Source organism: Streptomyces sp. NRRL S-31 (assembly GCF_000718775.1).
In the GTDB taxonomy this organism is placed as follows: domain Bacteria; phylum Actinomycetota; class Actinomycetes; order Streptomycetales; family Streptomycetaceae; genus Streptomyces.
The window spans coordinates 1-2,973 of sequence record NZ_JOCB01000199.1; the positions used below are offsets into that span (position 1 = coordinate 1).

A 2,973-nucleotide genomic window follows, 5' to 3' on the forward strand; every position below is an offset into this window, starting at 1 on the left:
TTCCAGCGGGGCCTCACCGCCCTGACGCAGTGGGTGGAGAAGGAAGGCGCGAACCGGCCTGTGCCGCGCGGGCACACCGAGGAGGTCACGGTCGACGGCGAGGCGGAACCGGTAACCGTAAAACTGGGCGTCTGGGTCTCCAACACCAAGTCCCGGCGGGACAAGCTCACCGCGGAGCAGCGCGCCGCCCTCGCCAACCTCGGCATGTCCTGGGCACGGTAGAAGACCGACATGCCGTGTGTGGCCAGCGCACCTCCACGAGGAACGGTCGTCCAGTCCCAGAACCCCGGGACCCGGCCCACTTGCACAATTGTGCAAAAACGATCTTGGTGGCTCGGGCGCTCACCAGCCGATCCTGCGTCGCCCCCTGCCGCAGGAGACCACGGCCTCTTTGATCGGCCGTGTTGCCGCCTCCTACGGGCTGGAAACATCGTCGCTGCGGCCCGGCTGGAAGTGGCGCAGCCAGCGGCCCAGACACGTGAGCGGGGCTCCTCGGGCCGATGCCGATGTGCTGCTCAACGCTGGAGGGAGGCGGCTGCTGGCCCAGTTGTGCGGCGTCGAGGAAGGCGTGCTGGCGCGGGCATTGCCGTCCTGCGAGCTGGAGGATGCCAGGCTGCCCGCCGAAGCAGACGAGGCTCCGGCGGCGGTGTGGCGGATAGGCGGGGCGGTCGCCGGGCCGGTGGCGTACGGCTGCCGCCCGTGCACGGCGCGGCGCACGGGGACGGACGTACGGGTAGTGCGGTACGTACCGCTCTGGTCCCGGGTGTGTGTCCGGCACGGCAGGTGGCTCCTGGGCGCGGATGCCGACCAACCCCACGAGTCTCTGGACGTACGGCGCATCCCGGAGATGGCCGCGGCGCAGCGGCGGTGGACAGGGGTGGCGCGGCGGGCGGTGGGGGTGGGGGCCGAGCCGGAGCGGGTGTTCGCACTGGCGGGTGCGGTGGTGAGCCGGTGGTGGGAGCAGGCGTTGGGCTGGGAGCGGGAGACGGTCTGGCCGCTGGCGTACGTGGCGAACACGGTCACCTTGTCGAACGGCTTCACCCAGGAAGGCGCCGCTCGACGCCGTCCACCGGGGCCACAAGATCGGCATCTGGCTGAAGAACGCCCGAGCCGACGCCCGCGCCGGAACACTGCCTGCGGAACGGCGCGAGCAGCTGGAGGACATCGACCCCGCCTGGTGCCCCGCCTGGCCCGTGGAATGGCAGCGTGCCTTCCACCTCACCCGCCGGCACCTGGACACCGGCGGCACACTGCCCACCGCCCCGGGCCAGGCCGTACACCAGGGCGAGGACCTCGGGCGGTGGGTCAGGGCACAGCGCCATGGACGGGACCGGCTCACCAGCGCCCAGCAGTGGATGTGCGAACACATCCTCGGGATCCATCCCGCGGCCGAGGAGGTACAGCCGCCTCCGCGTCGCAAGCACTCCGACCGGTGGGCGATGAACTACGCCGCCGCCCGCCAGTACTACGAACGCGAAGGACACCTTCGGGTGCCCAGGGGACACACCGAACGGATCGTCACCGGCCACGACGACGGGCACCAGGAGGAGCAGGAACTGAAGCTCGGATCGTGGATCGGCAACCAACGCTCGCGGGCCGCGAGCCTGTCCCCCGAGCGGCGCGAGCAACTCACCGCGATCGCCATGCACTGGCCATAGCCACCGGCGAACAGCAAACCCGCCTCGGCGTTCTCCAGATGAACCGGAGACAGGGACAGGCCAGTATACGCAGCCAGGCTTACTGAAAACCCAGCAAAGGACATCCTGACCGACACGGCACCGGCCAGTGCATTCGAAGGCAGTGCAGACGAAAACGGTCAGACAGGCCCAGTTACGGAAGTTACCGTACGCGGCATGGCTGTCGGCGCAGGCGATGTCCTCGCAGTCGGCGCCGGCCCAGATCAGGTGGAAAGCGGGATCATCCAGCGGACCCCGTCAAGGGCGAGGCGGATGAAGTACTGCCAAGGCCAAAACCACGGAGACGGAGACGAAGACGGAGATGGAGACGAAGACGGCGTGAACACCGGCACAGCACCACGCGCGCCCGGGAGACGACTCCCGGGCGCGCGTGGTGCTGCTACTGGCCGGCGACTCGTAGGACGGACGCGCAGGGCCTGACTCGTCCGCCCCACCGAAGAGGACACACTGCCCTACGTCACGCTGAACCTGCTCAATGCAAAGATCGCGAGGAGGTCGAGCGTCATCACGCTGATCGACCACAGGGGGTAGTACGGAATGAACATGAACTGGGTGATCAGGCTCACCGCGCCCAGCGCGATACCGGCCCCTCTGCCCCAACTCTTGCCGACCAGCACTCCCAGGCCCGCAGCCACCAACGCGAGCCCGATTACCAGATGGATCCAGCCCCAAGCTGTCACGTCGAAACGGTAGACGTACCCAGGTGCGTTGAAGATGGCGCCCTGTGCGATGCCGGCAACGCCCAGAACAATACTCAGCGTCCCGCTCAACTCCAGTGCCAAGCCGGCGAACAGGGACGGGCCGGTCGTCCACTCGCTGTTGCGGGGGTCTGTTCCCTGACGGACCCCGCCAGGCGTCTCCGCCATGGCCGCCACCTTCCTGATCGGCGCGGTCACCGCTGCACACCCTCGTGTGGGGTCAGCCGCGTTCTCTGACAGCCACAGCCTCGCCTCGCTTCCTTCGCACCGCGACCACAACAGGCTGTCCGGGTGATGACCGACGCCCAGGAGAGAGGTCTTGGAACTGCGTCGAGGGCATCGGGATCGCCTCCAAGGCTGCGGCCCCACGCACCGGACAAGACGACGCGTGCGGCCAGGAGCCAGCCCGCGTCAGCCACCACCAGCACGAGGCCGCAGCGACGCGGCTCACCGTCTTCCAGGCCCTGGCCACCGCCGGCCTCACGGACAAGCAGGCCGACGACATCATGTCGAAGCTGGAGGCCCGGGGCGGTGGCCGGCGCCCACACCCGGATCCCCGAAAACAGCACCCCGCACGG

At 69.0% G+C, this 2,973-nt stretch carries 2 protein-coding genes and 1 pseudogene; 2 read left to right on the plus strand and 1 reads right to left on the minus strand.

What is annotated here, in order from left to right; all coding sequences use genetic code 11:
* Together IF37_RS0138075 and IF37_RS44175 are read left to right on the plus strand one after the other, a co-directional pair.
* Positions 1-222: helicase associated domain-containing protein (locus tag IF37_RS0138075; RefSeq protein ID WP_030754194.1), on the plus strand; the 222-nt coding region annotated here is incomplete at its 5' end.
* Positions 223-1,049: 827 nt separating this feature from the next.
* A pseudogene (locus IF37_RS44175) lies at positions 1,050-1,658 on the plus strand (helicase associated domain-containing protein); the annotation flags it as partial.
* Positions 1,659-2,149: 491 nt separating this feature from the next.
* Here IF37_RS44175 and IF37_RS0138085 read toward each other — a convergent pair.
* Positions 2,150-2,593, minus strand: coding sequence for a hypothetical protein (locus IF37_RS0138085; protein ID WP_253915967.1), 444 nt, complete (start codon positions 2,591-2,593; stop codon positions 2,150-2,152).
* Positions 2,594-2,973 lie beyond the last annotated feature (380 nt).